This window comes from Streptomyces sp. NPDC048516, assembly GCF_043199875.1.
Lineage (GTDB): Bacteria > Actinomycetota > Actinomycetes > Streptomycetales > Streptomycetaceae > Streptomyces.
The window spans coordinates 219,338-245,163 of the sequence record NZ_JBICWS010000011.1 but is presented as its reverse complement, the minus strand read 5'-3'; the positions used below and the strand labels follow the sequence as shown (position 1 = coordinate 245,163).

At 72.9% G+C, this 25,826-nt stretch carries 22 protein-coding genes; 10 read left to right on the top strand and 12 right to left on the bottom strand.

The genetic code is table 11. The features are described 5' to 3' along the window. Positions 1-63: 63 nt before the first annotated feature. Together ACGFR7_RS23115 and ACGFR7_RS23110 are read right to left on the bottom strand one after the other, a co-directional pair. Positions 64-501: a subtilase-type protease inhibitor gene (locus ACGFR7_RS23115; RefSeq protein ID WP_393322294.1), complete on the bottom strand. Its 438-nt coding sequence runs from the start codon at positions 499-501 to the stop codon at positions 64-66. Between the two features lie 370 nt (positions 502-871). After that, positions 872-1,540 carry a TetR/AcrR family transcriptional regulator gene (locus ACGFR7_RS23110; protein ID WP_393322291.1) on the bottom strand — a complete coding sequence of 223 codons (669 nt, stop codon included), beginning with the start codon at positions 1,538-1,540 and terminating at the stop codon, positions 872-874. A gap of 163 nt (positions 1,541-1,703) precedes the next feature. Here ACGFR7_RS23110 and ACGFR7_RS23105 point away from each other — a divergent pair, with 163 nt between their 5' ends. Further along, positions 1,704-2,474 (top strand): SDR family NAD(P)-dependent oxidoreductase, encoded by a 771-nt coding sequence (locus tag ACGFR7_RS23105; RefSeq protein WP_393322288.1) that lies wholly within the window; start codon positions 1,704-1,706, stop codon positions 2,472-2,474. A 111-nt stretch (positions 2,475-2,585) separates the two neighbouring features. Here the strand turns inward: ACGFR7_RS23105 and ACGFR7_RS23100 are convergent, their stop codons facing one another. Continuing rightward, positions 2,586-3,236 carry an alpha/beta hydrolase gene (locus tag ACGFR7_RS23100; RefSeq protein WP_393322285.1) on the bottom strand — a complete coding sequence of 217 codons (651 nt, stop codon included), beginning with the start codon at positions 3,234-3,236 and terminating at the stop codon, positions 2,586-2,588. A 134-nt stretch (positions 3,237-3,370) separates the two neighbouring features. Then, complete coding sequence (locus tag ACGFR7_RS23095; RefSeq protein WP_393322283.1) at positions 3,371-4,561, bottom strand: MFS transporter; 1,191 nt, start codon at positions 4,559-4,561, stop codon at positions 3,371-3,373. Positions 4,562-4,633: 72 nt separating this feature from the next. Between ACGFR7_RS23095 and ACGFR7_RS23090 the strand changes: the two genes are divergently transcribed. Continuing rightward, entirely contained in the window at positions 4,634-5,392 is a 759-nt protein-coding gene (locus ACGFR7_RS23090; protein ID WP_393322280.1) for a DeoR/GlpR family DNA-binding transcription regulator, read from the top strand. Between the two features lie 125 nt (positions 5,393-5,517). Here the strand turns inward: ACGFR7_RS23090 and ACGFR7_RS23085 are convergent, their stop codons facing one another. The 3 genes from ACGFR7_RS23085 to ACGFR7_RS23075 form a co-directional block, all read right to left on the bottom strand. Continuing rightward, a complete protein-coding gene (locus ACGFR7_RS23085) occupies positions 5,518-5,733 on the bottom strand; it encodes a 4-oxalocrotonate tautomerase family protein (protein WP_393322277.1) in 216 nt (71 codons plus the stop codon). Positions 5,734-6,004: 271 nt separating this feature from the next. Beyond that, positions 6,005-6,328: a nuclear transport factor 2 family protein gene (locus ACGFR7_RS23080; RefSeq protein WP_393322274.1), complete on the bottom strand. Its 324-nt coding sequence runs from the start codon at positions 6,326-6,328 to the stop codon at positions 6,005-6,007. Then, positions 6,325-7,359, bottom strand: coding sequence for a DUF3533 domain-containing protein (locus tag ACGFR7_RS23075; RefSeq protein WP_393322271.1), 1,035 nt, complete (start codon positions 7,357-7,359; stop codon positions 6,325-6,327). Before ACGFR7_RS23075 ends, ACGFR7_RS23080 begins: the two co-directional genes overlap by 4 nt. A gap of 277 nt (positions 7,360-7,636) precedes the next feature. Here ACGFR7_RS23075 and ACGFR7_RS23070 point away from each other — a divergent pair, with 277 nt between their 5' ends. Together ACGFR7_RS23070 and ACGFR7_RS23065 are read left to right on the top strand one after the other, a co-directional pair. After that, on the top strand, positions 7,637-11,278 hold the full coding sequence (locus tag ACGFR7_RS23070; protein ID WP_393322268.1) for a DNA polymerase III subunit alpha: 3,642 nt from the start codon (positions 7,637-7,639) through the stop codon (positions 11,276-11,278). Beyond that, positions 11,275-12,381 carry a hypothetical protein gene (locus ACGFR7_RS23065; protein ID WP_393322265.1) on the top strand — a complete coding sequence of 369 codons (1,107 nt, stop codon included), beginning with the start codon at positions 11,275-11,277 and terminating at the stop codon, positions 12,379-12,381. Before ACGFR7_RS23070 ends, ACGFR7_RS23065 begins: the two co-directional genes overlap by 4 nt. A gap of 32 nt (positions 12,382-12,413) precedes the next feature. Here ACGFR7_RS23065 and ACGFR7_RS23060 read toward each other — a convergent pair whose 3' ends face one another. Continuing rightward, positions 12,414-13,061 carry a pyridoxamine 5'-phosphate oxidase family protein gene (locus tag ACGFR7_RS23060; RefSeq protein ID WP_393322262.1) on the bottom strand — a complete coding sequence of 216 codons (648 nt, stop codon included), beginning with the start codon at positions 13,059-13,061 and terminating at the stop codon, positions 12,414-12,416. A 310-nt stretch (positions 13,062-13,371) separates the two neighbouring features. Here ACGFR7_RS23060 and ACGFR7_RS23055 point away from each other — a divergent pair, with 310 nt between their 5' ends. Beyond that, positions 13,372-14,283 (top strand): esterase/lipase family protein, encoded by a 912-nt coding sequence (locus ACGFR7_RS23055; protein ID WP_393322259.1) that lies wholly within the window; start codon positions 13,372-13,374, stop codon positions 14,281-14,283. Between the two features lie 75 nt (positions 14,284-14,358). Here the strand turns inward: ACGFR7_RS23055 and ACGFR7_RS23050 are convergent, their stop codons facing one another. The 3 genes from ACGFR7_RS23050 to ACGFR7_RS23040 form a co-directional block, all read right to left on the bottom strand. Beyond that, positions 14,359-14,973, bottom strand: a complete 615-nt coding sequence (locus ACGFR7_RS23050) for a TetR/AcrR family transcriptional regulator (RefSeq protein WP_393322256.1) — start codon at positions 14,971-14,973, stop codon at positions 14,359-14,361. Between the two features lie 148 nt (positions 14,974-15,121). Beyond that, complete coding sequence (locus ACGFR7_RS23045; RefSeq protein ID WP_393322253.1) at positions 15,122-16,123, bottom strand: lytic polysaccharide monooxygenase; 1,002 nt, start codon at positions 16,121-16,123, stop codon at positions 15,122-15,124. Between the two features lie 461 nt (positions 16,124-16,584). Beyond that, positions 16,585-19,101: a SpoIIE family protein phosphatase gene (locus tag ACGFR7_RS23040; RefSeq protein WP_393322250.1), complete on the bottom strand. Its 2,517-nt coding sequence runs from the start codon at positions 19,099-19,101 to the stop codon at positions 16,585-16,587. A 198-nt stretch (positions 19,102-19,299) separates the two neighbouring features. Here ACGFR7_RS23040 and ACGFR7_RS23035 point away from each other — a divergent pair, with 198 nt between their 5' ends. From ACGFR7_RS23035 to ACGFR7_RS23020, 4 genes are all read left to right on the top strand, one after another. Next, complete coding sequence (locus ACGFR7_RS23035) at positions 19,300-19,998, top strand: class I SAM-dependent methyltransferase (protein WP_393322247.1); 699 nt, start codon at positions 19,300-19,302, stop codon at positions 19,996-19,998. An 823-nt stretch (positions 19,999-20,821) separates the two neighbouring features. Beyond that, positions 20,822-21,208, top strand: coding sequence for a GntR family transcriptional regulator (locus tag ACGFR7_RS23030; protein WP_393322244.1), 387 nt, complete (start codon positions 20,822-20,824; stop codon positions 21,206-21,208). A 37-nt stretch (positions 21,209-21,245) separates the two neighbouring features. After that, positions 21,246-22,022: a dimethylargininase gene (ddaH, locus tag ACGFR7_RS23025; RefSeq protein ID WP_393322241.1), complete on the top strand. Its 777-nt coding sequence runs from the start codon at positions 21,246-21,248 to the stop codon at positions 22,020-22,022. Between the two features lie 69 nt (positions 22,023-22,091). Continuing rightward, the gene (locus tag ACGFR7_RS23020) at positions 22,092-23,063 is read left to right on the top strand and encodes a pirin family protein (RefSeq protein ID WP_393322238.1); all 972 of its coding nucleotides are present in this window, start codon (positions 22,092-22,094) and stop codon (positions 23,061-23,063) included. Between the two features lie 139 nt (positions 23,064-23,202). Here the strand turns inward: ACGFR7_RS23020 and ACGFR7_RS23015 are convergent, their stop codons facing one another. Further along, the gene (locus ACGFR7_RS23015; protein ID WP_393322236.1) at positions 23,203-24,315 is read right to left on the bottom strand and encodes a DUF5925 domain-containing protein; all 1,113 of its coding nucleotides are present in this window, start codon (positions 24,313-24,315) and stop codon (positions 23,203-23,205) included. Positions 24,316-24,442: 127 nt separating this feature from the next. On the opposite strand from ACGFR7_RS23015, the gene ACGFR7_RS23010 reads away from it, so the two are divergent. Then, the gene (locus ACGFR7_RS23010) at positions 24,443-25,789 is read left to right on the top strand and encodes a xylan 1,4-beta-xylosidase (protein ID WP_393322233.1); all 1,347 of its coding nucleotides are present in this window, start codon (positions 24,443-24,445) and stop codon (positions 25,787-25,789) included. Positions 25,790-25,826: the final 37 nt, after the last annotated feature.

Below are 25,826 nucleotides of genomic sequence, written 5' to 3'. Positions count from 1 at the left end.
CCGCCGCACACGACGATCCCCGGGCACCACCCACCGGTGCCCGGGGATCTGAAGCAGCTCAGCTCAGAACGCGAAGACCGCGTCACTGTCGCTGCGCATCGCGCAGGGGTTGGCGAAGGTGTGGCTGTACGAGACCCGCTTGCCCTGCCACACGCCGTCCGCGGTCACCACGAGGGGGTTCCACTCCTTGGTGCACAGACGGTCCGAGGTGGCGCCGGTTATCGCGTTGAAGTCGCCGGCCACCGCCCGCAGCTGGGTGCAGGCGGCCTGCGGGTCCGGGTGGCTGCCCCTGGCCCCGGGCATACAGCTGAGCGTCACGGCGCGCTGCACCGTGGCGGTCGCACGGCTTTCGCCCTGGCCCACCGTCAGCACCAGTTCCGTCGGGGCGTACAGACCACCGGACCGCGTCGGCTGCGCCGGTGCGGCGGCCTGTGCGGTGGTGGCCAGCGTGCCCAGGACCAGCGCCGCGCCGAGCGCGACCGCCCCAGTGATGTACCGCATGACGAACACTCCCTTGCTCGAAGGTGCAGATACCGGACGGGAGTCTGGCCCAACCGCACCCCGAAAGCATCCTGAGTGTGCATCAGGCGATCGCTTTGAGTCATTGCCTGAAAGCTGAGAGTAATGGCGCGAACGCAACCGGAGGCGGAGCGGGGTGCCCGGAGGAAAGGGGGGTTCGGCCAGCGGGGATGCGGTGCCGGTCATGCCCCTGGCACAGGTCGCCCGCACCCGGAAGGGAGGAATCCGGCCGCCGACCGGCCGTTCGGGCGGGTTTCGATCTCCGGCGATTGGCCGAAGAGGGGGGCCCGAGGCGCCCTCCGTACCGCCGGGGGAGACCGCTGAGGTAAGAACCGGCCACCGGCGGCCCGGCTTACCGGTCCCGTCCGCGCGCCCCGTCGAGCTGTGGCAGCCCGGCCGTCAGCGCCCGCAGGCACCGCACCACCAGCTCGCCGGGCCCCCGCGGGCCGTCCGGCGCCCCGTCTCCCGCCGCCCACTCCTCCACCGCGACCCGCATCGCGGTGTTCGCGGCGGCCGCGGCCAGCCGCACCTCCAGCCCTCCCGCGCCGGTCAGCCGCGCCAGGAGCGGCATCAGTGCTTCCTCGGCGTCGTGGTGGACCCGGTGCCAGACCGCGCGCAGCGCGGGATCGCCCGGCATCGCCCGCAGCAGTCCGCGGGTCCAGCGCAGCGCCTCCGCGGCCGGTTCGTCGGCGGGGGTCAGCGACCGGCGGGCCGACCGCTCCAGCACCTCGCGTACGGGAGGTGCGCCCGGCCCGGCCGGTGCGGCGGCCAGTTCGTCGGTCCACTGCCGCACCCCGTCGGCGAGCAGCGGCATCACCGCGTCCTCCTTGGTGCGGAAGTAGCGGTAGAAGGTGCGCAGTGCGACTCCCGAGGCGCGCGCGATGTCGTCGGCGGTGACGGCGGTGCCGCGCTCGGCGAAGAGGGCCGCCGCGGTACGGGCGATCTCCAGCTGGGTCTCGGCCTTGCGCCGCGCGGTGAGTGAGGGGCGGGGGAGCGGGGTCGGGCGCGGCGCGGTCGGCATGACATCAGCCTACGGAATTCCGTGCCGTAGTGGCACGTAACGCGAGATTGGCACGTTGTGCCATGCGGACGTACTGTGCCAATGCGTCACCGCACCACCGCACCACCGCACCACCGCACCACCGCACCACCGCACCACCGCGCCTCGAGATCGGAACTGGACCATGAACCGCTTTGACGGCCGCCGCAGCCTGATCACCGGAGCCGGCTCGGGCATCGGCCGGGCCACCGTCCACCGGATCCTCGCGGAGGGCGGCCGGGTGGTGGCGGCGGACATCGACGCGGCGGGTCTGCGGGGCACCGCCGACCGTGCGGCCGCGGAGGGCGCCGCCGGACGGCTGGAGACCACGGTGCTGGACATCGCCGACGAGGCGGCGGTGCGCACCGCCGTCCCCGCCGCGGTGGCCGGCCTCGGCGGCCTGGACGTCCTGGTCAACGCGGCCGGAATCCTGCGCGCCTCGCACACCCACGAGACCGCCCTGGCCGATTTCCAGCAGGTCATCTCGATCAACCTGACCGGCACGTTCCTGATGATCCGTGAGTCGCTGCCCGCCCTCCTGGAAGGCCGCGCGCCGGTCGTGGTCAACTTCAGCTCCACCTCCGCCTCGTTCGCGCACCCCTACATGTCGGCGTACGCGGCGAGCAAGGGCGGCATCCAGTCCATGACGCACGCCCTCGCGAGCGAGTACGGCAAGCAGGGGCTGCGCGCGGTCTGCGTGGCGCCGGGCTCCATCGCCAGCGGCATGACCGGCGGCGGCGTCCCGGGCCTGCCAAAGGACGCCGATATGAGCCTGTTCGACAAGCTCACCCCGGCCCTCGGCAAGGGCTTCGCGAGCCCGGACACGGTCGCGGGAGTCATCGCGATGCTCGCCTCGCAGGACGGCGCGTTCATCACCGGCACGGAGATCCGGATCGACGGCGGAACACATATGTGAGCCCCGGGGCGGCGGACGGGCTCCCGGCCGGGTTTCCTCGTTGACCAGGAACCCTCGGTGGCCGCCGGCGGCGAACCGCCCCGCGGCGGGCGGCGCCGGCGTCCTCGGCGGTCAGCCGGCCGGTGGGGGCGTGCACTCGTAGGGCGTACCTCGCAGGACAGCGGTGGCGAAGCGGCCGCGTGGGGCGGAATTGGCGGCGAACCACGACCCGAGCCGGTGGTCGGCTCCGGGGTGGACGAACCGGGTGAAGCGCGAGCGTGACGCGCCGAGGGCGGAGGCGATGGCTTGGGTGACCGCCGGCGGGATCACCGCGTCGTCGGCCGGTGTGGCGAGCACCGCCCGGGCCGACAGGGAGCGGAAGACCTCGAAGGCAGGGGATGTGCGCCAGCTCCCGGGCGTGCGGATGATCTCGGTGAAGCCCGCACCGAAGGGCACGGTCCATGCGTCGGCTGCGTAGACCGCCGGTGCGCACAGTCCGATGGACGCGACGCGCGAGCCGTAGTGTGCGGCGAGGTCGGCGACGGTCTGCCCACTCATGCTGAATCCGATCAGCGCCAGGCCGAAACCGGCGGGGACGCAGTGGTCGATCACGGCGCGGGCCTGGAGGAACCGGCGTTGCAGGCTGAGCTCCCCGAGCTGACCTGTGCTGTTGCCGTGCCCGGAGAAGTCGCAGGCGAGAGCGTGGTGTCCGCGGGCGGCGAAGTCGGTCAGCAGAGCGGTGTGGCGTGTCTTGTCACCGGTGCCCGCGCCGTGCAGAACCACAGCCGCAAGGGGAGTGCGTGGGCTCGCGGGCGTTCTCAGCGGCTCGATCCCCGCGCAACTGAGGGTTTCGCCGTCGCAGTCGACGGTGAACGATCGGAGCCTTTCGTGAGGCGGGCTCAGGTGGCCGGCATCGGTCATACGGCCGCGGCCTCCAGGAGAGCAGGGGCGCGGCGCGACGGTCGGACGATGCCGGCCGTGGCGGCGGCGATGACACAGCACGACACGGGGAGGAAGAAAGTGAGGTTGAGGGGCATGACATGGGTCAGCGGTCCGATGACGGCCGGCCCGGCGAGCATGCCGAGGTAACCGAGGCCGGCGACGCGGGAGACGTTGGTAGCGGCGGAACCCTGGTCGGTATGGCCCGCCGCGCTGAAGAGTTGGGGTACGCACCCCGAGAGCCCGGCCCCGAACACCGCCCAGCCGGTCAGCGCCAAGGGGATCCAGGGCGAGAGGGCCGCCGCGGTCAGGCCGAGTGCGGCGACGGATGCGCCGTGGCGGAGGAGGGCCACCGGGCCGAAGCGCGCGGCCACCCGGTCGGCAAGCAGGCGGCCGAGGGTCATGGTGGTGGCGAAGGAGCCGTACGCGAGCGCGGCGGTGGCGGCGGGCGCGTCCAGGACATTGCGCAGATGGAGTGCGCTCCAGTCGTTGGCCACGCCTTCGCACAGCATGATCATCAGTGCCAGGCCGGCCAGTGCCCAGATGTGACGGGGCGTCTTGCGAGGGGCGCTCACGGCAGGGCCGGCGGCGTCCACGGTGTGGCGGGCGCCGGCGGGGCGCAGCAGCGCGGGGGCGGCGAGGGCGGCGACGGCCAGACCGGCGAGCGCCACCGCGCCGAGGGTCGTCACCGGGCTCCAGTTCCAACTGAGCGTGCGGGCGCCGACCAGCGAGGCAAGGACCCCGCCGATGGAGAAGGCCGCGTGGAAGGCGGACATGAGGGGCCGCCGGTAACCGTGCTCGACCTGGACGGCATGGGCGTTCATGCTGACGTCCAGGCAGCCGTTGCCGATGCCGAGCACGAGGAGCGCCGCCCCCAGCGTCCAGACGTTCGCGGCCAGGCCGGGCAGGACGACCGCGGCGCTGCACAGTGCCGCGCTGAGCGGTACGACCGTACGGGACCCGAAACGGTCGGTGAGCGGGCCGGTGGCCTGCATGCCTGCGAAGGCTCCCGCACCGAGCAGCAGCAGGAGCCAGCCGAGCGAGGCGTGGCTGATCCCTGCGCGGTGCTCGATGCCCGGGATATGGACGATCCACATCCCCATGAGGAAACCGTTCAGGGTGAAGTACGCGAAGGTGGCCACTCGGCCGGCACGTAGGTATCTGTCCACGCTCCGAACGTAACGAACATTATCCTGTAGCGAAAGATTGTGTTTCGAACACGCTGAATGTTCAATTGAGGGATGGCGAGCACAGATCGACTGAGGCAGATCACCGAGGCCGTACAGGAGGCCGGCCGCATCGGCGTCGCGGAACTGGCGGCGCTCACCGGCGCATCCGAGATGACCATCCGCCGTGACCTCGAAGTCCTTGCGGACCAGGGTGTGTTGGAGCGCTACCGCGGAGGGGCCAGGAGCCTGCTGCTGCGCGGCGAGGAACCGCCCTTCGCGCTGCGGGCGCAGGACGGGGTGGACGTCAAGCGGCGCATCGCCGCCGAAGTCGCGGGCCTGATCGCCGACGGGGAGTCCGTCGTTCTCGACAGCGGAACCACCTGTCTCGAGGTGGCTCGTGCGCTGGAGCACCGCCGCCTGACCGTCGCGCCCCTGTCCCTGCACGCGGTGAACGCGCTGTCCGGAGCCCTGAAGGTGACCCTGCTGGTGCCCGGGGGCCACCCACGACCGGGGGAACTGGCGCTCACCGGCCCGCTGACCCAGGCCTCACTGGCCGCGCTGCGCTTCGACACCGCGGTCATCGGCTGCTGCGGGCTCACCGCCGCGGACGGCCTGACCGCCTACGACCTGGACGACGCGGCGGTCAAGCGCGCAGCGATCGCCTCCGCCCGGCGCGTCATCGCCGTCACGGAGTCCGCGAAGCTGTCCCGCACCGCACTCGCCTTCGTCGCGCCCGCCTCCGCGCTGCACGCCCTGGTGACCGACGAAGCCGCCCCGGAGGACGAGACCGGCGCGCTCACGGCCGCCGGCGTCACCGTACGGAAGGTGTGACCACGTGACGGGGCACCGTGCTCTTCGGTCTTTTCGGTGGTCCGTGGGCGGGGGTCCGGAGCCTTGCCGGAGATCCTGCCGGGTGCCCGTCCGGCAGGCGTGTGACAGGCAAGGAATCGCCTGGGCTAGCCGGCCCTCTTGGCCTGAACGTCCTCGGTCGTCAGGGCCTTACCGCCGATTGCCCATTCGCCGCTGGGCGTCTCGGTGATCACGACATGCGTCACCGGGCGCAGTGCCTCCCCTTCGATGGCGATCAACGCCTCGGAGACATCTTCGACCATCTTCTGTTTCTCTTCGGGGGTGAATACCCCTGCGATCACCTTGATGTCGATGAATGGCATCGGATGCCTCCCGGGTGATGGTGAGACCCGGTCGTCATGCCCCCGGGTACCGGGGCCGAATGCGGTGTGGGCTCGGTGTCCACTTGGGGGAGAAGAGGGCCGGCAATCCGCGCGGCTTCCCGTGGCTGCCCGCGGCTTCCCGAACGGGCTCGTAACCGGCTCCCGGCCCTCGTCCGGCCGGCCCGGTTCGGCGTCGAGCCGTGACGCCGATGTCAGCCGCTGCTTGCGCCGGCATGGTTCTCCCAGTGTCGCAGATCGGCCCCGCCGGGCATCACGCCTGCCCGGTTTCGAACCGGCTCACTTTCCCGTCCTCCACCGTGAACCGCCAGCGGGTACGCATCTCGCCCCAGGTGTCGTTGCGGTAGTCCGCCACGAGGGACAGGCCCTGATGCGACTCGGACTGCACGTCCATGTGGCCCCGCGTGGTGAAGATCTCCCGTTCGCACCACTCGCGCAGATCCCGGTCGGATCCGTCGTCGGACATGGTGGCGTCGGGGGTGAGGGAGGCGAAGAAGGCCTGCTCGTCATTGCCGTTGAGGGCCGTGACCAGGGCACGTACCGCGGGGTGGGACAGCCGGTTGGGGGAGATGGTCATGAGGGGGCCTCGCCCTTCTTGCGGAAGATCGACAGTGCCAGAGTGATCAAGGTGCCGCCCACCGCCCAGGCGGACAGCACCAGCAGCGGGCAGGTGACCGCGTTGCCGCGGAAGTAGGCAAGGGAGCGCGCGGCCCAGGTGCCCGCCCCCGGAGGAAGGGCGGGGCCGAGGGCGCGCCAGAACGGGGGCAGCATCGGATAGGGGTAGGCGCCGCCGGCGCTCGGATTGCCGAGGATGACGATCAGCAGGATCGCCAGGCCGATGCCGATGATGCCCAGCAGGGCCTGGCAGGCCAGGGTGGTGGCGCCCACCGCGAAGACGACCAGGGCGCCCAGCCCCCACAGCCCGAGGAAGGTGCCGGGCAGGGCGCTGAGGACGGGGCCGACGATGATCGCTCCGGCCAGTCCGGCGACGACCGCGTACAGGGCGAGCGCGGCCAGCCGGATGACCGCCCGGTGCCCGTTGGAGGGGCGTGCCCCGGCGCTGATCGCGAGGATCGCGGCGCAGAGATAACCGCCGACGCACCAGCCGACGACCAGGTAGAAGGACGACAGGCTGCGGCTGTCGCCAGGAGCCGCCGGGGTCACATCCACCGTGCGTACGGTGCGGTGCTCGGCCTTCTCCGCCGAGCGGACGACCAGCTCGACCGCCTGGGCGAGGGAGGCGCCGCCGCCACCGGCCACCAGCAGCCGGTCGGTGCGGCCGTGCGGGGCGACGAGCAGTGCGCCATCGACCGTCCGGTCCGCGAGCTGCTGCCGCGCCGCCCGCTCGGAGGGCACCGCGCGCGGGTCCAGAGGGGAGCCGGGCAGCCGGTCCAGCTTGCCCACCAGCTGCCCGCTGACCTGCGCGGGGGCGACGACGGCGAGCGGCACGCCGGTCGGCTTGGGGTGGTGGAAGGCGCCGGTGTACGAGGTGATGAACGCGATCATCAGCCCCAGCACGCCGAGCACCAGCAGCGAGGCATGGGGCGTCACCGCGCTCTTCACCTCCCCGAGGAAGGTGGTGCGGGCGCCGTCGTCCGTTGTGGCCATGCGGTTGCTCCTCGCCACACTTCCGGCTGCCGGTCCGGGGGCAGCTGCCGGTCCGGGGGTATCGGTGCTTCTCGGCGCTGCTGATTGCTCTCGGCGCTTTTGCTCGCAATCTTCCGGCGGGTGGTGGGGGTGCGCAGATCGGGTGGGGCCGATCGGCGGAGGGCGGGAGGCGGCCCCGGGCGCATCTTCGTACGAATGTTCGATGGGCGGGTATGGTGGAGGGGAGGAACGAGGGACACAAGGTCAGCCGGGGGCGGGTGAGGTGCAGGAGGTGCGGATGTCCGGGTTCACGCATCTGCACACCGCTTCGGGGTTCTCCCTGCGCTATGGCGCCTCCCATCCGGAGCGGCTTGCCGAGCGCGCCGCCGAACGCGGGATGGACGCCCTCGCGCTGACCGACCGGGACGGGCTCTCCGGGGCCGTGCGGTTCGCCAAGGCCGCCGCCGAGGCCGGAATCCGCCCGCTGTTCGGCACCGAACTCGCCGTGGCGGAACACGGAGCGGGCCCCGTCGGCACCGCTACCGCGCGGCGGCGCACCCCGGTGCGTGGCGGCGCCTTCCTCGACGAGTCCGCCGCCCGCGCCGTCTTCCTGGCCCGCGACGGAGCGGCCGGCTGGGCCGCCCTGTGCCGTCTGGTCTCCGCCGCCCACGCCGGCCGGGCCGAGCGGCCCGTCCTCCCGTGGGGCGCACTGGAATCCACCACGGACGGGCTGACCGTACTGCTCGGACCGGACTCCGAGGTCGGCCGGGCGCTGGCCGCCGGCCGCCCGGACCGTGCCGCCCGGCTCCTCGCCCCCTGGCGCGAGCTGTACGGCGAGGCGCTGTGCCTGGAGGTCGTCGACCACGGGCGGCGCGGCAGCGGCCCCGGCTCCCCGCGGCTGGCCGCCCGCACCCTCGGCTTCGCCGTCGACCAGGGCGTCCGCGCCGTCCTGACCAACGCGGTCCGCTATGCCGATCCCGGTCAGGGGCCGGTCGCCGATGTCCTGGACTCCGCCCGCCGTCTGGTGCCGGTGGACCGGCACCGGCCCGAGTCCTGGGACAGTGGCGAGCGCTGGCTCAAGGACGCCGCCACCATGCGCCACACCGCCGAGCGGATCGCCGAGGCGGCCGGATTCCGGCGCGGCCTGGCCCACCGGCTGCTCACCATGACCGAGGAGACCGCCGGCGCGTGCCTGGTCGACCCGCAGGACGACATCGGGCTCGGCCGGGTCCACTTCCCCGAGCCCCGGCTGGTCGGGGCCGGCCACCGCACCGCCGCCCGGGTGCTGCGCTCGCGCTGCGCCGCCCAGATGGTGCTGCGCGGCTACGACCGCGACCGCACGCGCTGGACGCGGCTGGACGACGAGCTGCGCACGATCGAACGGCTCGGCTACCCCTCGTACTTCCTGACGGTTGCTCAAGTGGTGGACGACGTCAGGGAGACGGGCATCCGGGTCGCGGCCCGCGGGTCCGGCGCCGGGTCGCTGGTCAACCACCTCCTCGGAATCGCCCACGCCGACCCGGTCGAGCACGGGCTGCTGATGGAGCGCTTCTTGTCCGAGCGCCGGGCGGCGCTGCCGGATATCGATATCGATGTCGAGTCCGCCCGCCGGCTGGAGGTCTACCGGGCGATCTTCGACCGCTTCGGCGCGGAGCGGGTCGCGACCGTCTCGATGCCCGAGACCTACCGCGTACGGCACGCCGTACGGGATGTGGGCGCCGCCCTGGGCATGGACCCGGCGCAGGTGGACCGCCTCGCCAAGGCCTTCCCGCACATCCGCGCCCGTGACGCGCGGGCGGCGCTGGCCGAGCTGCCGGAGCTGCGCGGGGTCCGGGAGGCCGGCGACGAGCGGCTGTGGCAGCTGGTCGAGGCGCTGGACGCGCTGCCGCGCGGGATCGCCATGCACCCCTGCGGGGTGCTGCTCTCCGACGCCACGCTGCTGGACCGTACGCCCGTCGTGCCCACCAGCACCGAGGTCCCCCACGCCGGGGGCGGGGAAGCCGGCCCGGTCGCCATGTCCCCGCTCGCCATGTCCCAGTTCGACAAGGAGGACGTGGAGGACCTGGGGCTGCTCAAGCTCGATGTGCTGGGCGTACGGATGCAGTCCGCGATGGCGCATGCGGTCGCCGAGATCGGCCGGGCCACCGGGCACCGGATCGATCTCGACGACCCCGCGCAGGTGCCGCCCGGCGACCGGGCGACCTACGACCTGATCCGCTCGACCGAGACGCTCGGCTGCTTCCAGATCGAGTCGCCGGGCCAGCGCGACCTGGTCGGCAGACTGCAGCCCGCCACCTTCCACGATCTGGTCGTCGACATTTCCCTCTTCCGGCCGGGGCCGGTCGCCGCCGATATGGTGCGGCCCTTCATCGAGGCCCGGCACGGCCGCAAGCCGGTCCACTACCCGCACCCTGACCTGGCGGAACCGCTGCGCGAGACCTACGGGGTGGTGGTGTTCCACGAACAGGTCATCGAACTCCTGCGGATCATGACGGGCTGCGCCAGGGACGAGGCGGACGAGAAGCGGCGTGCCCTGTCGCACCCCGAGCTGCAGGGCCGGCTCCGCGCCTGGTTCGCCCGGTGCGCCGAGCGGCGCGGCTATCCGCCCGACGTCATCGCGCGCACCTGGGAGATCGTCGAGGCCTTCGGCTCGTACGGCTTCTGCAAGGCGCATGCGGTGGCCTTCGCGGTGCCCACCTACCAGTCCGCCTGGCTCAAGGCGCACCACCCCGCGGCCTTCTACGCCGGGCTGCTCACCCATGACCCCGGGATGTATCCGAAGCGGCTGCTGCTCGCGGACGCGCGGCGGCGCGGGGTGCCGGTGCTGCCGCTGGATGTGAACCGGTCGGCGGTCGCTCACCGGATCGAACTGGTGTCCGGCTCCGGTGGTGAGGGGCCCCGCTCCGGTGCGGTCTGGGGCCTGCGGCTCGCGCTCTGCGATGTGCACGGCATGAGCGAGGCCGAGGCACGGCGGATCGCGGCCGGACAGCCCTACCACTCCCTCCAGGACCTGTGGCAGCGGGCCAGGCCGAGCCGCCCGGTGGCCGAACGCCTCGCCCGGGTCGGCGCGTTGGACGCCTTCGGCGCGAACCGGCGGGATCTGCTGCTGTACCTCGCCGAGCTGCACCGCCACGGACGGCAGGCGTCCGACGGCCAGTTGACGCTGCCCTCCGGGGCTCTGGACGGCGCGGGCGCACAGCGGGCGGTGCCGGCCGATCAGGTCGAGCCGGCGGGGCTGCCCGACCTCAGCGATGTCGAACGGCTCAGCGCCGAGCTGGGCGTCCTCGGTATGGACACCTCCCGCCATCTGATGGCCGACCACCGGGATTTCCTCGCCGAGCTGGGCGCGCTGCCTGCCCGGCTGCTGCGCAGCGCCCGGCACGGCGAGACGGTGCTGGTCGCCGGGGCCAAGGCGGCCACCCAGACGCCGCCGATCCGCTCCGGCCGCCGGGTCATCTTCACCACGCTCGACGACAGCACGGGCCTGGTCGACTGCGCCTTCTTCGATGACAGTCACCAGGCGTGCGCGCACACCGTCTTCCACTCCTGGCTGCTGCTGGTGCGCGGTACGGTCCAGCGGCGCGGGCCACGCAGCCTCAGCGTGGTCGGCGCCGCCGCCTGGAACCTCGCCGAGCTGGCCGAACTCCGCCGCGAGGGCGGGCTGGAGGCGGTCGCCGCCCGGCTCGCGGCGGGACCGGAGGAGTCGGCCGGGCCGGACGAGCCGGCGGCCGGGCCGGACGACGGGCAGGACGGGGCGGACAAGGGACCGGGGGAGGGGCACGGGCCGGGCCGGGAGCCCGGGCCGGACGCCGTCCCGGGCCGCACCATCCGGCTGGAGACCGGCTATGAGCTGCACCCGTGGGCCGACCTCCAGCCCGCGGGCGAACGCGCCGCCACCGGACGGAAGTTGTGGCACTCCAGCCCGGGGAGCGCGGGATGACCCCCGCGCCGGGGCCGCCCGCCGTGCCGCCGGAGCCGTCCGGCGCCCCGCGGCAGCCGGGCATGCTCCACATCCGCTTCCGGGCCGCCGACGACACTCCCGTGAGCGCCGGAGAGTTCGAGCAACTGCTGCGGCTCCTGGCGCGGTTCACCCCGGTGATCGAGGCGCTGCCGCCGGACGCCGCGCTGGCGGATGTGCGCGGTGCGCTGCGCTACTTCGACCGGGACGCGGCGGGCATCGCCGAACTGGTGCGGCTGCGCGCCCTGGCCTGGCACGGCGTACGGTGCACGATCGGGATCGGCGCCAACCCGCTGCTCGCCCGGATGGCGGCGCAGACAGCGGCACCCGGGGAGATCCGGGCCGTCCCCGAGGACGCCGGGGCCGTCGCCGCCTTCCTCGACCGCCGCCCGGCCTCGGCACTGCACGGCGTCGGCCCGGCCACCGCCCGCGCCCTGTGCGCGTACGGGCTCGACAGCATCGGCCGGATCGCCGCCGCACCGCCCGCGACCCTGCAGCGGATCCTCGGCGCGAGGGCCGGCCGCATCGTGTACGAGCGGGCCCGCGGCATCGATCCGACGCCGGTGACGCCCAACGCCGCGGCCCGCTCGATGGGCGCGGAACACCGCTTCGTCCACGACGAACTGGACCCGGCCAGGCGCCGCCGGGCCCTGCTCTCGCTCGCCGACGACCTCGGTGCCCGGATGCGCGCGAGCGGGCAGGTGGCCCGTGCGCTCACCCTCACCGTCCGCTACGCCGACCGCTCCACCACGACCCGCACCCGGCGGCTGGACGGGCCGACCGCGCACGGGCCCGCGCTGACCGGGGCGGCCTATGCGCTGCATGCCGCGCTCGGGCTGCAGCGGGCGCGGGTACGGTCCGTGGCGCTGCGCGCGGAGGACCTGTGCCGTGCCGAACTCGCCGCGCGGCAGCTGACCTTCGACCCCTCCGACGACAAGGCGCACCGCATCGAGGCGGCCGTCGACCGGGCCAAGGCGCGCTTCGGCGCAGGGAGCGTACGCCCCGCGGCGACACTCGGCCCGCACGGCCGTACGCCCCCGCCCCCGGGCACCAAGCCCCTCGGCCCCGGGGCCGTCCGGCCGTAGCGGCCTCTCCCCGGGGGTGAGCCCCCGGTGCCTCAGCCGTAGAGCCTCTTCGCGTACTCCGGGCCGTAGTGCCGCTCCAGCTCCTCCAGCGGCATGTCCTGGAGCTCGACGCCCTTGACGATCCGGGCCCGCGAGGGCAGGGCGTCCGGCTGCCAGGTCTCCGGATTCCACAGCTCCGAGCGCAGGAACGCCTTGGAGCAGTGGTAGAAGACCTCCTCGACCTCCACCAGCAGCGCCAGTCGCGGGCGGTTGCCCTTCACGGTCAGCTCGTCGAAGAACGGGGCGTCGCGCAGCAGCCGGGCGCGGCCGTTGATCCGCAGGGTGTCACCGCGCCCCGGGAGGAAGTAGTCCAGCCCGACATGCGGATTGCCGAGGATGTTCATCATGCCGTCCAGGCGCTTGTTGCCGGGACGGTCCGGGATCACCAGGGTGGTGTCGTCCAAGACGTGGGTGAAGCCCGCGGGATCGCCCTTGGGCGAGACATCGCACCGGCCCTGCGCATCGGCGGTGGCGATCACACAGAACGGCGAGCGGGCCAGCCACCGGCGGTCCAGGTCGTGCAGCCGATGGCGGGTCTTGTGCGCCGCATGGGAGCTGGGCTCGCCGGTCAGCGCGCGCAATTCCCCCTCCGACGAAACCTCCACCATGCCGGTCAGATCCGCTGTCCCTGCCGTCTCCATCGGTATCCCCTCATGCCATCTCGCTGGTCAAGGCGTGATCGACTGTACGGGACGGCTCCGGTGCGCGGGCGGTTCCGGCCTCCTGGACGGACACGGCGCGTGGGACCGGGCACAGCACGCCCCCGGCGCTTCGCGCCCCGGATGTCCGGTGAGGGTCCTGTGCGGCTTCCTTCACCGTCGCACCGCTGGCACTCCGCGCTTACCCAGCCGTAACTTACTTGCCAGTCAACTGCGTTGGCCCTTGCGATCCGGATCGCGTGAACGGCTCACCGAGCACTTCGGAGTCCCCTCGCCCCGCAAGGAGCATCGTATGAAGCTGCGCTGGTCAAGAACGCTCACCCTCCTTCCCGCCCTCGCGCTGGCCCTCGGCGTCACCGCCACCGCGCCCGCCGTCGCCGCCCACCCGTCGCCCGCCACCACCCCGGCCGGGGACGCTGCGCGCGGCCCCTCCCAGCTGGCCCCCACCGTCCGCAGCGGCTGGAACAACTACTCCTGCAAGCCCTCCGCCGACCACCCGCGGCCGGTGGTCCTGGTGCACGGCACCCTGGGCAACGCCATCGACAACTGGCTCGGTCTCGCGCCCTATTTGGTGGCCCGCGGCTACTGCGTCTTCTCGTTGGACTACGGGCAGCTGCCCGGCGTCCCGTTCTTCCACGGGCTGGGGCCGGTCGATGCCTCCGCCCAGCAGCTCGCCGGCTACGTCGACCGGGTGCTGGCCGCCACCGGCGCCTCGAAGGCCGATATCGTCGGCCATTCGCAGGGCGGCATGATGCCGCGGGTGTACCTGAAGTTCCACGGCGGCGCGGGCAAGGTGAACGCCCTGGTCGGGCTGGCACCCGACAACCACGGCACCGACCTGGACGGGCTGACCCGCCTGCTGCCCTACTTCCCCGGCGCCAAGCAGTACCTCGACAAGGCTACCCCGGGGCTGTCCGACCAGATCGCCGGCTCGGACATCCTCAACCGCCTCAACGAGGGCGGCGACACCGTCCCCGGAGTGCACTACACCGTGATCGCGACCAAGTACGACGAGGTCGTCACCCCCTACCGGACCCAGTTCCTCAATGGCCCCGACGTGCACAACGTCGTGCTCCAGGACCTGTGTGCCGTCGACATCTCCGAGCATGTGGCCACCGGGCTCGCCGACCGCCTCGCCTTCCACGAGACGGCCAACGCCCTCGACCCGGCGCACGCCACCCCGACCACCTGTATGTCGGGCTGACCGGCAGCCGGTGCGGCCCACCGCCCGTGCGGGTGGTGGGCTCGTCCCGTACGGGCGGTGGACCGCTGCCGCCAGTCACCCGGTAGGGGCGGTGGGCTCGCCGTGGTCGCCCGCCAGCAGGGCGTCGGTGCACTGTTCCGCCAGGTCCTCGGCGTGCGCGGGCAGCGGGCATCCGCCGTGCAGATGGCGCCGCACCAGCGACAACGGGAGATCGATGACGGCGAGCGTCACCCGGTCCAGGCCCGGCCGGCCGTGCAGCCCCAGCGCCCCCGCGAGCGCCGCCATGGCCGCCCGCACCTGGATGTTCCCCTCCTCCGCGCGGAGCAGATGCTCGTCGGACCAGTCGTCCCACCCGAAGTCGTGTTCCCCGTACAGGAGCAGCGAGGCCTCGGCCGGGTGGGTGCGGCTCCACGTCACGATGTGCCGGGCGGCCGCCCGGCCACCGGCGCGCGGGTCCTTCGACGATTCAAGGGCCGCGAAGTAGCCCTCCTGGAAGTCCTCGACGGTACGCAGCCACACCTCGGCGAGCAGTGCCGGACGGCCGGCGAAACGGTGGTAGAGCGAGCCGCTGGGCGCGCCGACGGCCGCCGCGACCGCGGACATGGTGACGCCTGACGGCCCGGACTCGGCTGCCAGCCGTACGGCGGCGTCGAGGAGCTGCGGGGTAGCGAAGCGGGAGGGCCTGGCCATGTTCTAGAGGGTACTCTCCACTACGGGGGAGAGCATCCTCCGGAACGGGGCGGCCGGCCGGGCACAGGGCGGCGCCGTCCCCGGGGCGAAGGGGGCGGCGTCGTTTCCCGGACGGTCGCGGCGTGGGCGTCAGCCCCCGGCGCGGTCGTCAGCCGCGGTGCCGGGCCCTGCGGCGGGTGGTGGCGAACAGCGCCCCGGCGCCCATGGCCAGGACGGCGGCGCCGCCGATGGCCATCGGGGCGGTGGAGCCGTCACCACCGGTCTCCGCCAGCTGTCGGCCGCCGGCCGGCTTGCCGCCGCCCTGGACCTGCGGGGCGTTGCCGCCGGCCTGCGAACTGCCGCCCGGCGCAGGGGCATCGGCGCCCGCCGGGGTGACAAAACCGGTAGGCGTGCCGGCGCCGCCCCCGTCGTGGCCGTGCCCGCTCATGTCCATCGACGACTTGCCGGCGCCCGCCGCGAGCCGGCGGGCGGTCGGCGCCGAGGCGGTCGGCGCGGGCTTCGCCGCCTTGCCGCCGTCCTTCCCGAAGACGACGTCCGAGCAGGTGTAGAACGCCTCCGGGCTGTCCGACCGCTGCCAGACGCTGTAGATCAGATGGCGCCCGGACCGGGCCGGCACCTTGCCCTTGAAGACGTACTCCCCATGGGTCAGCTTCGGGTCGGTGACCTTCGCGAACGGCTTCGACTCCAGGTCGGACCACTTCAACGGCTTGGCCGGGTCGTAGCTGCTCTTGGTGAGGTACAGCTCGAAGAACCCCTTGTGAGGCGCGGTGGCCTTGTAGCGGAAGGTGTGGCTGCCCGCCCGCATCCTGGAGGAGGGCCAGTCGGCGCGGGGCAGGTCCAGGCCCTTGTACTCGGGGTTGTTGGCGCTGCAGAGCTTGCCGTCCGGGATACGGGTCCTGGACCGGCCGCCCGCTTCGCCGTCCCGTACGCCGTTCCAGTCGTAGAGCGCCTGGGTACCACCGGCCCGCACGGCCGCCTTGCAGGCCGCGGACTTCGGGCTCTCCGGCCCCTCCGCGAAGCAGGCCGACACCCGGCTGACCGGGTCCGTCATCGAACCGTGCGCGGCGGCCGGGCTCGCGGTGAGCACGGTGAGCACGAGCGGGCCGATACCGGCCAGTGCGATCCCGGTGGCCTTGCGACGAGCGGTCATCGTGGGGGTCTCCTTCATCCGTTGCATCGAGCGGGGTGCGCGGCAGCACAGTGGTGGGGGCGGGATGCGGGCCACTGCGCCGTCCCCCGGTGAGGGCGCACCGACGGCCCGCAGTGTGCTGCCTCACGAGAAGCACGCTAGCCCCGCTGAGCAGCGGATTTGCCCCTGGAGAGGGGTTCCTGAGGATCTTTATGGCGGGCTTAAGGAGCGGCTAAGCGGGGGCACAGGCAGGCGGGGAGGAAACGGGCAGCGGGGGTGGGACCGCTCTGCGTCGGCAGTCCGTGACGACCCGGCTGGTGCGCCTGAGTTTCGCGTCGGGCGGCTCCCCCCTGGTGGCTCCCCCTGTGGCTCCCTCCCCCCTGCGGCTCCCCCTGCGGCTCCCCCCGTGGCTCGCCCTGCGGTCCCCGGCTCCCCGCCCTCAGCACCACCCCTCACCACCCCTCACCACCCCTCACCACCCCTCACCGCCCCTCCGCACCCGTGAAGTCCGCCTGGTCGTCGAGGTCTTCGAGGAGAGTGCCGAGGTCGGCCGGCGGGGCGGTCCCGGTGGTGGGGCCGAGCGGCAGTTCGGCCCAGATGATCTTTCCCTGGGCGGTGTAGCGGGTGCCCCACCGCTGGGCGTAGCGGGCGATGAGGAACAGCCCGCGGCCCCCCTCGTCGGTGGTCCGCGCATGGCGCAGGTGCGGGGTGGTACTGCTGGCGTCCGAGACCTCGCAGATCAGCTCGCCCGCGCGGATCATCCGCAGGCCGATCGGCCCGGAGGCGTGCCGGATGGCATTGGTGACCAGTTCGCTGACGATCAGCTCGGTGGAGAAGCCGAGTTCCTCCAGACCCCATTCCCGCAGCAGGCGGGCCGCGGTCCGGCGGGCCCCGCCGACCGCGGACGGGTCGGCGGGGATCTCCCACGTGGCCAGCCGGGCCCGGGGCAGGGCCCGGGTACGTGCCAGCAGCAGCGCCACATCGTCGACCGGCCGCCCGCCCGGCAGACCGCCGATCACCGTCTCGCAGATGTCCTCCAGCGGAGCCTGCGGATCGGCCAGCGCCTGCCGCAGCCTGCTGATCCCCCCGTCGAGATCGAGGGCCTTACCCAGCAGCAGCCCATTGGTGTAGAGGGCCAGCAGACTCCCTTCCCGCAACGGCAGTTCGACGGATTCGAAGGGCATGCCGCCCAGCCCCAGCGGCGGGCCGGTCGGCAGATCCAGCAGCTTGCCCGCGCCGTCGGGGGCGACGAGCAGCGGGGCCGGGTGGCCGGCGCGGGCCAGCGTGCAGCGGCAGCTGACGGGGTCGTAGACGGCGTACAGGCAGGTGGCTCCGATGACTCCGTCGTCGGCGTTCGCGTCGTGGGCGACCCGGTTGAGCATGTCGTCCAGATGCGCCAGCACCTCTTCCGGGGACAGGTCCAGGTCCGCGAGCGCCTGCACCGCGGCGCGCAGCCGCCCCATCGTGGCCGCGGCATGCATCCCGTGGCCGACCACATCACCGACCACCAGCGCGACCCGGGCCCCGGACAGCGGGATCACATCGAACCAGTCGCCGCCGACCCCGCTGAGCGAATCGGCCGGCAGATAGCGGTAGGCGGCTTCCACCGCGCACTGCTCGGGCAGATCGCGCGGCAGCAGGCTGTGCTGGAGGGTGAGGGCCGCGGTGTGCTCGCGGGTGTACCGGCGGGCGTTGTCGATGGAGATCGCGGCGCGGGTGACGAATTCCTCGGCGAGCACCAGGTCGTCGGGCTGGAACGGCCCGGTGGCCTGCCAGCGGGCGAACGCGGCCGCTCCCAGGAAGACGCCCCGCGCCCGCAGCGGCACCACCATCAGCGAGTGGAAGCCCAGCGCCCGCAGATGCGCCGCCCGGACCGGGTCCTCGGCAGTCCGGTCACCGTCGGCGGGATCCAGTGTCCGCAGCAGCGTGGACTCGCCCTTGGTGAGGCTCTCCACCACGGGCGCCGACGGGGGATAGGCGGTCGGCTCCCCGATGGCGACCCCCGCCTCGGGGCAGCCCTCGTGGACGGACTGCGCTCCCGCCCGGCGCATGGTCAGCAGATCCGCCGCGTCCAGCGGTCCTGGCGCCGCCTCCTCCCCGGAGAGCAGCGCATCGAGCAGATCGACGGTCACGAAGTCGGCGAGATCCGGCACCGCCGCATCGGCGAGTTCCTGCGCGGTCTGCCAGACGTCCAGTGAGCTGCCGATGCGTTCCCCCGCCTTGTTCAGCAGCGCCATCCGCTGCCGGGCCCGGTAACCCTCCGTGACATCGAGGACCATGTAGCAGATGCCGAGCACCTGTCCCGCCTCGTCCTCCAGCCGGAAGAACGACGTGGAGTAGGCGTGCTCGCGCTGGGCATCGGACTGCGGCCGCCCCAGGTATTCGTAGCCGACCGAGGGAGTGCCGGTACGCAGCACCCGGCGCATCTCCGCCTCGATGGCCTCCACGGCCAGGCCCGGCTGCACCTCCGCCAGGCGCTTCCCGAGGCGCTGCTCGCGGCTGGTACCGCCCATCTGTTCCAGGGCGTCGTTCAGCCAGACGAACTGCAGATCGGCGTTGACCATGGCCACACCGATCGGCGACATGCCGAGAATGCCCTCCAGAAACGACCGGCTCGCCCCTGACCACGGCGTCCGGGCCATCTCGGCGGCAAGGACAAGACGCGAGAAGCCGCTGTGGGCGTCCATGACCGGCAGCACGCGGAACTCCAGGTCGAGCCGGTGCCCGTCCTTGTGGCGTACGGCCTCCAGCCCGCTCCAGCCGTCCGCCGACGCCAGCCGGGTCTCCCACCTGCTGTCCTGTTCCGATCCTGCGCCCACCCCGGCGAAGAGATCCGCCAGCGGCCGGCCGACGGCCTCGGACACCGGATAGCCGAGAAGCCGCTCGGCGCCCGCGGTCCAGCCTTGCGCCACCCCTGCGCGATCGGCCATCACCACGGCCGTCCGTGTGAGGTCGAAGACCCCGTCTCCGGAGAGACGGCTGCTCTGGGAAGCACTCATCTGACCGGTCCAATGCCGGTCCCACCATGCGGCAGGCGCTCTGTCCGGGGCCCGGGTCGCCGCATCCGACCGGCCCCTACAACGGTACTCCCTCACCCTGTCCGGGCGCTCTTCCCGGCGCCCGGCGCGGGGCGCCCCCCCCGCCCGGCCGAAACGCTCTCACCCGGCGTTGTCAGTGGTCCCTGGCACCATCGGCGTATGAGTACCGACGCGCCTGCCGACCCGGCCTGCCAGCCCTCCGACGGCCTCCCCAACCCCCCTGCCGGCCAGGGGGAATCGGCCCTGCCGACCGCTGACGCCGCCTACTGGGAAGAGGCCGCCGCCTCCTTCGACGACGAGCCCGACCACGGCCTTCGCGACCCCGCCGTCCGCTCCGCCTGGGCCGCCCGGCTGCGCTCCTGGCTCCCGTCCGCTCCCGCCGCCGTCCTCGACCTGGGATGCGGCACGGGAAGCCTGGCCCTGCTCGCCGCCGAGCAGGGCCACCGGGTCACGGGCGTCGACCGCTCCCCACGCATGATCGCGCGGGCGCGCGGCAAGCTCGCGGGCCACGACGCCGCGTTCCTGGTCGGGGAGGCCGCCGAACCACCCGTGGGGGAGCAGCGGTTCGACGCCGTCCTGGTGCGCCATGTCCTGTGGGCGCTGCCCGGTCCTTCGGCCGTCCTGCGCCACTGGGCCGGGCTGCTCGCTCCCGGCGGGCGGCTGGTGCTGGTCGAGGGCCGCTGGGGCGAGGCCGAGCCGATCGGTATCCCGGCCGGCGAACTCACGGCCCTGGTCGGGCCGTTGGCGGCACACACCCGCGTCGACGACCTCTCGCACGACCCGGCGCTGTGGGGCAAGGAGGTGACCGACGAGCGGTATGCGCTGATCGCCGAGCTCCCGCCCGGCATACCGAAGTGATCGAGCGGGCGTCAGGGCGGGTCAGCCGGCCGCCGTTTCCCGCACATACCGCCATGGCGCGGCGAACGGCCGGTAGCCGAAGGCGCGGTGGACGGCGAGCGTCGCCGTGTTGCCGGAGTCGTGGTGGGTGAAGGCCTCGGCGCAGCCCGGGTCGCGGGCGCGGTGGAGGGAGAAGGCCTCGGCCGGTCGGCCGGTCGGCCAGGCCGGGCCAGTCCCCGGCCGCGGAAGGCCCGGCGGGTGCCGGTCATGGCGGTGGAGTAGCGGGCGTCACCGTCCGTTGCGGCCAGGGCGAAGGAGGCGATCTCCCCGTCCACGGTCACCACCGAGGTCAGATCCGGATCGATAGGTAGGGGGGTGTTCCCAGGTGTGCGGCAGCGCCCGGCCGTCCGAAAGCGCCCTGCTCGGCAGCCAGTCCTCGTGGGCCATGGCATCGAAGGGCATGGCATCGAGGGGCATGGCATCGAGGGCCACGGCATCGAGGGGCATGGCATCGAGGGGCATGGCCCGCACGCCGGACGCGACGTCCGGGGTGTACCTGAAGGGACACCGCCGCCTGGCCGGGCCCCTCGGCGTCGTGCAGCACCCCCACCTTCACACCTTCCCGCCCCGCCCGCCATCCCTTTCCGCCCCGCCCGCCATCCCTTTCCGCACGGCCCGCCACACCTTCCCGCACGGCCCGCGCTCCTGACGCACAATGGATGCGACAAAACCGCGCACCGACGGACGGGTACGAGCACGGCACCCCTCCCGGGGGCCGAGGCCCCGGGGGGTACGAGCACGCTCCGCGTCCGCCCGCCCCACCCACAGCACCAGGAGCGCCACCGTGTCCCCGCAGACCTTGACCCTCACCATCGATCCGGCGGCGGACGCCGCGCCGTTCGAGCAGGTACGCACCCAGATCGCGGACCAGGCCAGGGACGGCAGTCTCCCGGTCGGCTACAAACTCCCCACCGTGCGCGGCTTGGCCGAAGACCTCGGCCTGGCCGCCAACACCGTCGCCAAGGCCTACCGCGCCCTGGAGACCGACGGGGTGATCGAGACCCGGGGCCGTAACGGCAGCTTCATCGCGGCGGCCGGGGAGGCCGCGGACAAGGAAGCCGCCGCGGCCGCCGAGAGCTACGCCCACCGCGCCCGGCGCCTCGGCCTGGACCACCGTGCCGCCCTCGCCGCCGTCGAGAACGCCCTGCGCGCGACCTACCCCGACGCCTGAACCGCAGCCACCACGCTCCACGCCCGAAAGGATCCGCATGCCCAGCAAGCACGCGCTCGTCCGCCGTCCCGGCCCCCGCCTCGCCGAGGGTCTGGTCACCCATATCGAACGGCATCCGGTCGACCCCGTGCTCGCCCTGCGCCAGTGGGAGGCCTACGTCCAGGTGCTGCGCGACCACGGCTGGCGCACCGTCGAGGCAGGCCCCGCCGACGACTGCCCCGATGCGGTCTTCGTCGAGGACGCCATGGTGATGTTCCGCAATGTGGCGCTGCTCGCCCGCCCCGGGGCCGGCGTCCGCAGGGCCGAGGTGCCCGGCGCCCGCGCGGCCGTGGAGGCGCTCGGCTGCTCCGTCAACGAGATCCGGGAGCCCGGCACCCTCGACGGCGGTGACGTCCTGAAGGTCGGCGACACCCTCTACGTCGGCCGCGGCGGCCGCACCAACGCCGAGGGAATACGTCAGCTCCGAGCCGTCTTCGAGCCGTTGGGGGCCCGCGTGGTCGCCGTACCGGTGAGCCGGGTGCTGCACCTCAAGTCCGCGGTGACCGCCCTCCCGGACGGCACCGTCATCGGTTATCCGCCCCTGGTCGACGACCCCGCAGCGTTCACCCGTTTCCTGCCCGTCCCCGAGGAATCCGGCGCCCATGTCGTGCTGCTCGGCGGCGGCACCCTGCTGATGGCCGCCTCCGCACCCAGGAGCGCGGAGCTCTTCACCGACCTGGGGTATCAGCCGGTCGGCGTGGACATCAGCGAGTTCGAGAAGCTGGAGGGCTGCGTGACCTGCCTGTCCGTAAGGCTGCGGGAGCTGTATGTATGACGGTGCGTCACCCCGCCCAGCTCGTGCGCCTGCCCGGGACGTACCCCCGGCCGTGCCTATCGTGGCGCCATGAGCAACCTCGACCTCAGACCCGCGCCCCATCCGTGCGGCGGCAACGGCCGTACGGGCCCGGTCCGCGACGTCCAGCCCGGTAAGCAGGTGCCGCTCGGTGAGAGCACCGTCGTCCGCAGACTGCTGCCGAACCTCGGCCGCCGGATGGTCGGCGCCTGGTGCTTCGTCGATCACTACGGCCCCGACGACATCGCCGGTGAGCCCGGGATGCAGGTGCCGCCGCACCCGCACATGGGCCTGCAGACCGTCAGCTGGCTGCGCGAGGGCGAGGTGTTGCACCGCGACAGCCTCGGCAGCCTGCAGACCGTGCGGCCGGGGGAGCTGGGCCTGATGACCTCGGGCCGGGCCATCGCCCACTCCGAGGAGTCACCGTCCGGCCATGGCCGGACCCTGCACGGCGCCCAGCTGTGGGTGGCGCTGCCCGGCGGACACCGTGACACCGCCCCGGCCTTCGAGCACCACACCGAGCTGCCGGTGATCACCGGCGGTGGCGGACTGTCCGCCACCGTCGTCCTGGGCGAGCTGGCCGGCGCCACCTCACCCGGCACCACCTACTCCCCGCTGGCCGGTGCCGACCTCACGCTCGCCGCCGGCACGGACGCCCGCCTGCCGGTCGACCCCGACTTCGAGTACGCGGCGCTGGCCATCTCCGGCGAGAGCGAGGTCGACGGGGTGCGCCTCGCCCCCGGCGCCCTCCTCTACCTCGGCTGCGGACGCAGCGAACTGCCCCTGCGCGCCGGCTCCGACAGCAGTCTGATGCTGCTCGGCGGCGAACCGTTCGAGGAGAAGATCCTGATGTGGTGGAACTTCGTGGGGCGTTCGCAGCAGGACATCGAGGAGGCCCGAGAGGCCTGGATGTCGGGCTCGCGCTTCGGGGAGGTGCACGGATATGACGGGGAGCGGCTGGCCGCACCCGAACTTCCTCCGGTGGCACTGAAGCCACGGGGAGCGGGCGTTGACCTGCGATGACGGCCACCTCGGGTGCGGGGTCGGCCAGACAGACGTTCAACCGGGTGCGTGTTCCCGACGTCCGCCGGCCTCTCCCTGCCGACCCGCTACCGAACGCCCCGCAGGTAGCGGGTGACCATGTCGACCAGCTCGTTGAGGTTCACAGGTAGAGCCCCGCACCGGCACCCGAGTCCTGGGGCGGGACCGAGGCGGGCCGGCTGCCGCGCCGCAGTGCGTACAGTTCGGCGAGCGAGGCGCCCTCGCGGCCGATGCCCGCTTCCGTGCCGAGCCAGCGCACGGCTTCGGGGCGGGTCAGCGGCCCGACCTCGATCCGGGCCAGGCAGCGGCCGGGGCGGATCACTGCCGGATGCATCCGCTCCAGATCCTCGTTGGTGGTCACCCCGACCAGGACGTTACGGCCCTGGCCCAGCAGTCCGTCCGTCAGATTGAGCAGCCGTGACAGCGCCTGGCCCGCGGCGTGCTTGGCCTCGCCGCGGATCAGCTCGTCGCAGTCCTCCAGGAGCAGCAGCCGCCAGCGGCCCTTGCCGGTGCTGTCGTCCTCGCCGATCGCGATGTCCATCAGATAGCCGACGTCGTTGAACAGCCGCTCCGGGTCCAGGACGCAGTCGACCTGGCACCAGTCGCGCCAGGAGCGGGCGAGCGTGCGCAGCGCGGAGGTCTTGCCCGTACCGGGCGGGCCGTGCAGCAACAGCAGCCGGCCGGCGATCTCCCCGGGCGCCACCTTCATCAGCCGGTCCATGGCCTCGGCCACCGGCGCGGTGTAGTTGGGCCGGATCTCCTCCCAGGTGCCCGCCGAGATCTGCCGGGACGTGCGGTGCGGTCCGCGACGCGGCGAGAAGTACCAAAAGCCCATCGCCACGTTCTCCGGCTGCGGCTCCGGTTCGTCCTGCGCGCCGTCGGCGGCCTGTCCCAGCACCTTCTCGGCGAGTTCGTCGGTGACGGCCGTGACCGTCACATCGGCGCCGCGGTTCCAGCGGGAGACCAGCAGGGTGAAACCGTCGCCCTCGGCGAGCGTGGCGCTGCGGTCCTCGTCCTTCGCCGAGCGCAGGACCCGTGCGTCCGGCGGCAGCAGCGTCAGGCCGGACTTCACCCGGTCCATGGACCGGCTGCGGGAGTACGGCTGCTCTCCCTTGGCGAATCGCCCGAGGAAGAGCGCATCGACGACATCGGCGGGCGCATCGCTGTCGTCCATGGTCAGCCGGAGCGGAAGGGACTCCTCGGCGGCGGACGGCTGGACGTGATCGGCACACATGCGGCCATGATCTGTCACAGCTGCCCGCCACGCACACGGATTATCCCGGCGTTTTCCCTGCACCAGAACAGAACTGTTACTCAGAAACCCGGGCGTAGCGGGTGGTTCGCTGGCTAATCTGCCCATTGTGCGACGCCATGGTGGGGAACGTCAGGGCCGGGGCTTTGCGATCGCGGCGGGGGTGGCGGTGCTGGCGATACTGCTGGTCCTCTGCTCCCTTCCGGGTGACGAGGGCGGGGATGCGAAGCGGCCCGCGCGCCCGCGTGTCGCGGGCCCCACGGTGGGCTGGGGGTTCACCCACACCCAGTTCAGCGCGGACGACGGCACCGATGCGGCCACCGCACGGGCCGCCCGGCTGCTGTCCGCCCATCCGATGCCGCAGAACCAGCACCTGATGGGCTGGGGTGCGGACAACCCCGAACCGAGTCCGGGCCGCTATGACTTCGCCGACCTGGACCGCCGGCTCGCGCTGATCCGGCAGACCGGCGGCACCCCCGTGCTGACCCTGTGCTGCGCACCGGACTGGATGAAGGGCGGCACGGCAGGACGCACCGACTGGAGCGCCCTGGAAAAGGCGCCGGAACCGGCGCATTACGCGGACTTCGCCGCGCTCGCCGGAAAGATTGCCCAGCGCTATCCGGACGTCCGGCACTTCGTCGTCTGGAATGAATTCAAGGGATTCTTCGACGACGCCAAGGGCCGCTGGAATTACGAGGGCTATACCCGCCTGTACAACCTGGTCCACCGCGCGGTGAAGAAGGTGAACAGCGCCAATCAGGTGGGCGGCCCCTATCTCGTGATGGACAGCTATGTCCCGGGCGACGACACCTATGCCTCCGGCCTCAAAGGCCCCTGGGGCAGCATCGACCGGCGCACCCTCGACGCCTTCACGTACTGGAACCGGCACAAGGCCGGCGCGGATTTCCTGGTCGTCGACGGCTCCAGCTACAGCAAGGACGACCGGTACGCCCCGGACGCGTTCGCCGCCACCCGGAAATTCGCCGACGTGGGACGCTGGCTGCGCAAGGCGAGCGGGCTGCCGCTGTGGTGGGCGGAGTGGTACGTCGAGATCCCGGACGAGAACGACGACCGGGCGGGCTGGAGCGAGCGCCGCCGCACCGCCGTACAGGCCACCGCGCTGATCGAGATGGCGGCCGGCGGCGCCGGCGGCGGCTTCTACTGGAACCCGGAGACCGGGGGAGCGCACTGCCCCGGATGCCTGTGGACCAGCACCGCACGGAACGACGGGGGAGCGGGGCTGCCCATGATGGACCTGCTGTCCCGGTTCTCCCGCGCCTTTCCACCCGGGGAGCGGCCGCAGGACCTCGACACCGGCGGGACGACGGTACGGGGCCTGGCCGATGACCGGACGGCGCTGCTGGTCAACACCAGGGACCGCCGCGCCGTGGCGAGAGTGGACGGCAAGGACGTCACCCTCGCCGGCTACGAGGTGCGGTGGATCGGCCGCACCTGACCCGCACCTGGCCCCCGCACCTGGCCCCGCCCCTGAC

Excerpts from the sequence above, each read along its gene's own strand:
- ACGFR7_RS23115 (WP_393322294.1), bottom strand. The coding sequence starts at position 501 with ATGCGGTACATCACTGGGGCGGTCGCGCTCGGCGCGGCGCTGGTCCTG.
- ACGFR7_RS23110 (WP_393322291.1), bottom strand. The coding sequence starts at position 1,540 with ATGCCGACCGCGCCGCGCCCGACCCCGCTCCCCCGCCCCTCACTCACC.
- ACGFR7_RS23105 (WP_393322288.1), top strand. The coding sequence starts at position 1,704 with ATGAACCGCTTTGACGGCCGCCGCAGCCTGATCACCGGAGCCGGCTCG.
- ACGFR7_RS23090 (WP_393322280.1), top strand. The coding sequence starts at position 4,634 with ATGGCGAGCACAGATCGACTGAGGCAGATCACCGAGGCCGTACAGGAG.
- ACGFR7_RS23085 (WP_393322277.1), bottom strand. The coding sequence starts at position 5,733 with ATGCCATTCATCGACATCAAGGTGATCGCAGGGGTATTCACCCCCGAA.
- ACGFR7_RS23080 (WP_393322274.1), bottom strand. The coding sequence starts at position 6,328 with ATGACCATCTCCCCCAACCGGCTGTCCCACCCCGCGGTACGTGCCCTG.
- ACGFR7_RS23075 (WP_393322271.1), bottom strand. The coding sequence starts at position 7,359 with ATGGCCACAACGGACGACGGCGCCCGCACCACCTTCCTCGGGGAGGTG.
- ACGFR7_RS23070 (WP_393322268.1), top strand. The coding sequence starts at position 7,637 with ATGTCCGGGTTCACGCATCTGCACACCGCTTCGGGGTTCTCCCTGCGC.
- ACGFR7_RS23065 (WP_393322265.1), top strand. The coding sequence starts at position 11,275 with ATGACCCCCGCGCCGGGGCCGCCCGCCGTGCCGCCGGAGCCGTCCGGC.
- ACGFR7_RS23060 (WP_393322262.1), bottom strand. The coding sequence starts at position 13,061 with ATGGAGACGGCAGGGACAGCGGATCTGACCGGCATGGTGGAGGTTTCG.
- ACGFR7_RS23055 (WP_393322259.1), top strand. The coding sequence starts at position 13,372 with ATGAAGCTGCGCTGGTCAAGAACGCTCACCCTCCTTCCCGCCCTCGCG.
- ACGFR7_RS23050 (WP_393322256.1), bottom strand. The coding sequence starts at position 14,973 with ATGGCCAGGCCCTCCCGCTTCGCTACCCCGCAGCTCCTCGACGCCGCC.
- ACGFR7_RS23045 (WP_393322253.1), bottom strand. The coding sequence starts at position 16,123 with ATGACCGCTCGTCGCAAGGCCACCGGGATCGCACTGGCCGGTATCGGC.
- ACGFR7_RS23040 (WP_393322250.1), bottom strand. The coding sequence starts at position 19,101 with ATGAGTGCTTCCCAGAGCAGCCGTCTCTCCGGAGACGGGGTCTTCGAC.
- ACGFR7_RS23035 (WP_393322247.1), top strand. The coding sequence starts at position 19,300 with ATGAGTACCGACGCGCCTGCCGACCCGGCCTGCCAGCCCTCCGACGGC.
- ddaH (WP_393322241.1), top strand. The coding sequence starts at position 21,246 with ATGCCCAGCAAGCACGCGCTCGTCCGCCGTCCCGGCCCCCGCCTCGCC.
- ACGFR7_RS23020 (WP_393322238.1), top strand. The coding sequence starts at position 22,092 with ATGAGCAACCTCGACCTCAGACCCGCGCCCCATCCGTGCGGCGGCAAC.
- ACGFR7_RS23015 (WP_393322236.1), bottom strand. The coding sequence starts at position 24,315 with ATGTGTGCCGATCACGTCCAGCCGTCCGCCGCCGAGGAGTCCCTTCCG.